This is a genomic window from Pedobacter sp. (assembly GCF_035566355.1).
Classification (GTDB): domain Bacteria; phylum Bacteroidota; class Bacteroidia; order Sphingobacteriales; family Sphingobacteriaceae; genus Pedobacter.
The window spans coordinates 1-4,348 of the sequence record NZ_DATMRL010000150.1; the positions used below are offsets into that span (position 1 = coordinate 1).

Below are 4,348 nucleotides of genomic sequence, written 5' to 3' on the forward strand. Positions count from 1 at the left end.
AAGTGATCAATACCATGAGGAATTACTTTGATGAGCAAGGCTGGATGGAAGTAGAAACGCCAATATTACAACCTATCCATGGTGGTGCAGCTGCACGTCCTTTTGCTACGCACCACAATACGCTGGATATGCCTTTGTATTTGCGTATTGCAAATGAGCTTTATCTGAAACGTCTGATCGTTGCTGGTTTTGATGGCGTATATGAGTTTGGAAAGATGTTTAGAAATGAAGGAATGGATCGTACCCACAATCCAGAATTTACTTCTATGGAAATCTATGTAGCCTATAAAGACTATATCTGGATGATGTCCATGGTAGAGGAATGCCTTGAAAAAATTGCTGTCGCTATCCACGGTACACCAGTGGTCAAGGTAGGCGATCAGGAAATTAATTTTGAAGGTCCGTACGAAAAACTGAGCATGTATGAATCTATTCAGAAATACACCGGTATCGACGTATCTCAAATGACTGAAGAGCAACTTAAAGATACTTGCAAGAGCCTGAATATTGAAATCGATGCTTCTATGGGCAGAGGTAAACTTGTAGATGAAATCTTCAGTGAAAAAGTAGAAGCAAACCTGATTCAACCAACTTACATCACCGACTACCCTATCGAAATGACGCCGCTTGCCAAAAAACACAGAAGCAAGGACGGTCTGGTAGAGCGGTTCGAACTTTTTGTAATGGGTAAAGAAATCGGAAACGCTTATTCAGAATTAAACGATCCGATAGACCAGCGTGAACGTTTTGAAGACCAGCTAAAACTGGCCGCCAGAGGTGATGATGAGGCCATGGCTATGGACGACGATTTTGTACGTGCATTGGAATACGGCATGCCACCTACATCAGGTCTGGGTATCGGAATAGACAGATTAGTCATGTTAATGACCAATCAGTCTACCATCCAGGAAGTATTGTTTTTCCCACAAATGAGACCGGAGAAAAAAGCAAAAGTAACAACCGACGAGGATTTCGTGGAAGCAGGAGTTGCGGCAGAATGGGTTCAGGTCATTAGAAAAATGGGCATCAATACCATAGAGGAATTAAAAGCAGCCAATCCAAATAAAGTATTCAATGATCTTGGCGGCATGCGCAAGAAGTTAAAACTGGATTTGGTCATGCCTACAAAAGACGAGGTAAACGCCTGGTTCTCTTAACAAAGAGATAACAAAAACTTAAAGGCTTGCTATACTAAACTATAGCAAGCCTTTTTTAATTTTAGACGAAATAAATTTGTTGACATTATGAACAACTCAAGTCTGGAAATTACAGAAAATGAATATTGCATTAAGCTCAAGAAAGAAGCTTTTGACTTGTCGCTGATTCGTCAGCTGATTAAGCGCATCCAGTCAGAGCAGCTGTTCTTCAGCCGATCTAAAGAATGCTATGAAGACGACATCATCAGCCGGACTACAAGTTCGCTGGATGAAGAAAATTTTGACAGATTAAGTGATAAATAAAAAGAGCCACATATTTGTGGCTCTTTTTATTTATCTGTATCTGATCTGCTGCTGTTTATCCAGCATTCCCAGCTGATCTTTCATTTGCTTGATCTGATCTGCAAGCAATTTATTTTTATCTGCTTTTTTCGCTTCTGTCAAATACATCTGCGCTTCTCTTTTATTTCTTTTTCCCATGGCGATCCCTGCAAGGCTTAATTTAGCCAATGCAACATTATGATCCATATGCATACCCAATGAAAGCGCTTTTTTGAAATACTTTTCCGATTGCATCGGCGCCTTTCTCGATTCGATTAATCCAATCAAAAGATTATAGTAACCATGTTGTACCCGGATCAGCTGTTTTTCATAATTGGTAATCCTTCTTAAAAAAGTTTCCGCTTTAGGCATGTTGTCCTTCCGGAGAAACCATTGTGCAAGCAACATATTTTCATTAAAAAAGTAAGTTACTCCTATTAAAAGGCTAATAAAAATGGCTAAAATACCCCAGCCCCAGAATCCAAAGATCATGAGCGCAATGGCGGCTCCAAGTATGGCAAAAGCTGCAATAAGTCGAACTATGTTTGGCATATTATTTTTCTAAATTTTTCTGCAAATATCGTGTTTAAATACTAGAAATTAGATTTAATATTCTAATTTCAGCAAAAAATAATAACAGAAAACATTGCAGAACTACTCTGCTCTTGCCTTATTGTCATAGAAATTAAACAAATCGTGATGATAAACAAGATTTTAACATCCGGAAGATGGAAGAAGAATACAACAGTCAGGAACATTTAATCAACCAGTGCAGTAAAGCACAATTGGTTTCTTTGCCAGAGTTTAAAGAAAGTTATGATCTGGAGTATTCAAATTATGTACTCAACAACGACTTGATCCAAGCCTTAAAACACCCGCTTTCAACAACCATGATGACCATCGTTTTAGGTACCTGGTGTGGTGACAGTAAATTATATGTACCCCATTTCCTTAAAGTACTGGATGCTGCGGGCTTCAAAGAAGAGCACCTGCGTCTGATAGGCGTTAACAGAGAAAAAAAGGCAGGTCAGGGGCTCATCGACCATTTAAATATCGATCGTGTGCCTACCTTTATAATTTTCCGGAATGGAAAAGAGATGGGAAGAATTGTGGAACAGCCCAATGAAACCTTTGAAAAAGATATATTGAACATTTTAACAAAATAAATAATGTCTGCAGCTTTAGAACCAGGATGGCTAAGTGTATTGAGCCAGGAATTTGAGAAGGATTACATGAAGTCTTTAAAACTGTTCTTACAGGAAGAAAAACAAAAAGGGTATACCGTATTTCCAAAGGGACCGGATATTTTTAACGCCTTTAACCATACCCCATTTGACAAAGTTAAGGTGGTGATTCTTGGTCAGGACCCTTATCACGGACAGGGCCAGGCGCATGGCTTGTCCTTTTCTGTACAAAAAGGGATGACCATTCCCCCCTCTCTTAAAAATATTTATAAGGAACTGCAAACAGATATCGAAGGTTTCATTCCACCAAATCATGGAAACTTAATCGAATGGGCCGACAGAGGTGTGCTTCTACTCAACGCAACACTTACCGTGAGAGCGCATGAAGCAGGTTCTCACCAGGGAAAAGGCTGGGAAATATTTACAGACAAAGTGATCAGCGAATTATCAGAAAAGAAAGATGGCGTTATTTTTTTACTTTGGGGAAAATATGCCCAGAATAAATCAATACTTATTGATGAATCCAGGCATACCTTATTTAAAGCCGCCCATCCTTCTCCATTTTCAGCTTACAATGGATTTTTTGGTTGCAGACATTTCTCCAAAACCAATGCAAAACTCATTGAACAAGGGGAAATGCCGATAGACTGGCAAATAACGGCTTAATATTCCAGAGGAACAATTGGTTCCTTTTTAGTTGTGGACATGATCATCATGGTCTGAAAGGTTTTTACCACAGAGATCTTGCTGATCTTGTCCATAATCAGGCGTTCATAAGCCTTAATGTCATTTACATATACTTTTAAAAGAAAGTCTGCCTGTCCGGTAACGTGGTGACATTCAGTAATTTCTTTGATTTGGTTAACTTCATCTAAAAAAATCTGAATGGTGTTATTTTTATGAAAGTCCAATTGAACCTGGATAAAGGTTTTAATGCCCAGGCCTAACTTTTCCTCATCTACCAATGCATGATAGCTTTTAATGAACCCAGACATTTCCAGTTTCCTTACCCGCTCCAGTGTAGGTGCCGGAGATAAGCCAATCTCCTGAGATAAAAGCAAATTGGTAATTCTTCCGTTCTCTTGTAAAAGTTTTAAAATTTTAAAATCTATTTTGTCAATTTCTGCTGCCATTACTTTGTTTATTTAAGCCAAATATACAACAAAACAGGGTAATACGCCAAATTTAATTCTATAGAATCATTGAAATATTACAATTAATTTTTTAAAATTTTATTTAGATTTATCTAAATTTATTATTAGGTATTTGTAAATGGAATCTTACACGGAAGAAAATTATTTAAAGGTTATCTATCATTTATCCAACCTGACCACGGGTACAGTACAGACCAATGCGATTGCGGATAAAATTCAAACCAGGCCAGCTTCAGTAACTGACATGATGAAGAAACTTGCAGAAAAGCAGCTGATTAACTATGTAAAATACCAAGGTGTCAGCCTAACTGAAAAGGGAAAAGCAACTGCAGTAAATATTGTCCGCAAGCACCGCTTATGGGAGTTATTCCTGGTTAAAACATTGAATTTTAAATGGGATGAGGTACATGAAATTGCTGAAGAACTGGAACATGTTAATTCTCAACTTTTGATCGAAAGACTGGACGAGTACCTGGGTTACCCAAAAAGTGACCCTCATGGCGATCCAATACCCGACAAGAACGGAAATTTC

General features: G+C 38.3%; 7 protein-coding genes. 5 read left to right on the plus strand and 2 right to left on the minus strand.

Translation table 11 applies throughout. The annotated features are described in order from the left end of the window. Together lysS and VNZ46_RS05960 are read left to right on the plus strand one after the other, a co-directional pair. Positions 1-1,157: lysine--tRNA ligase (lysS, locus tag VNZ46_RS05955; protein WP_325559188.1), on the plus strand; the 1,157-nt coding region annotated here is incomplete at its 5' end. 87 nt (positions 1,158-1,244) lie between these two features. Then, positions 1,245-1,460 (plus strand): hypothetical protein, encoded by a 216-nt coding sequence (locus VNZ46_RS05960; protein ID WP_325559189.1) that lies wholly within the window; start codon positions 1,245-1,247, stop codon positions 1,458-1,460. Between the two features lie 30 nt (positions 1,461-1,490). On the opposite strand, the gene VNZ46_RS05965 is transcribed toward VNZ46_RS05960, so the two are convergent. After that, on the minus strand, positions 1,491-2,030 hold the full coding sequence (locus VNZ46_RS05965) for a DUF2892 domain-containing protein (RefSeq protein ID WP_325559190.1): 540 nt from the start codon (positions 2,028-2,030) through the stop codon (positions 1,491-1,493). A 176-nt stretch (positions 2,031-2,206) separates the two neighbouring features. On the opposite strand from VNZ46_RS05965, the gene VNZ46_RS05970 reads away from it, so the two are divergent. Next, a complete protein-coding gene (locus tag VNZ46_RS05970; RefSeq protein ID WP_325559191.1) occupies positions 2,207-2,644 on the plus strand; it encodes a thioredoxin family protein in 438 nt (145 codons plus the stop codon). A gap of 3 nt (positions 2,645-2,647) precedes the next feature. Beyond that, positions 2,648-3,328: a uracil-DNA glycosylase gene (ung, locus tag VNZ46_RS05975; protein ID WP_325559192.1), complete on the plus strand. Its 681-nt coding sequence runs from the start codon at positions 2,648-2,650 to the stop codon at positions 3,326-3,328. Here the strand turns inward: ung and VNZ46_RS05980 are convergent. Next, on the minus strand, positions 3,325-3,795 hold the full coding sequence (locus VNZ46_RS05980; protein WP_133777326.1) for an Lrp/AsnC family transcriptional regulator: 471 nt from the start codon (positions 3,793-3,795) through the stop codon (positions 3,325-3,327). The genes ung and VNZ46_RS05980 overlap by 4 nt on opposite strands. Before the next feature lie 139 nt (positions 3,796-3,934). Between VNZ46_RS05980 and VNZ46_RS05985 the strand changes: the two genes are divergently transcribed. Beyond that, a partial coding sequence (locus VNZ46_RS05985) for a metal-dependent transcriptional regulator (RefSeq protein ID WP_325559193.1) occupies positions 3,935-4,348 on the plus strand: 414 nt, incomplete at its 3' end.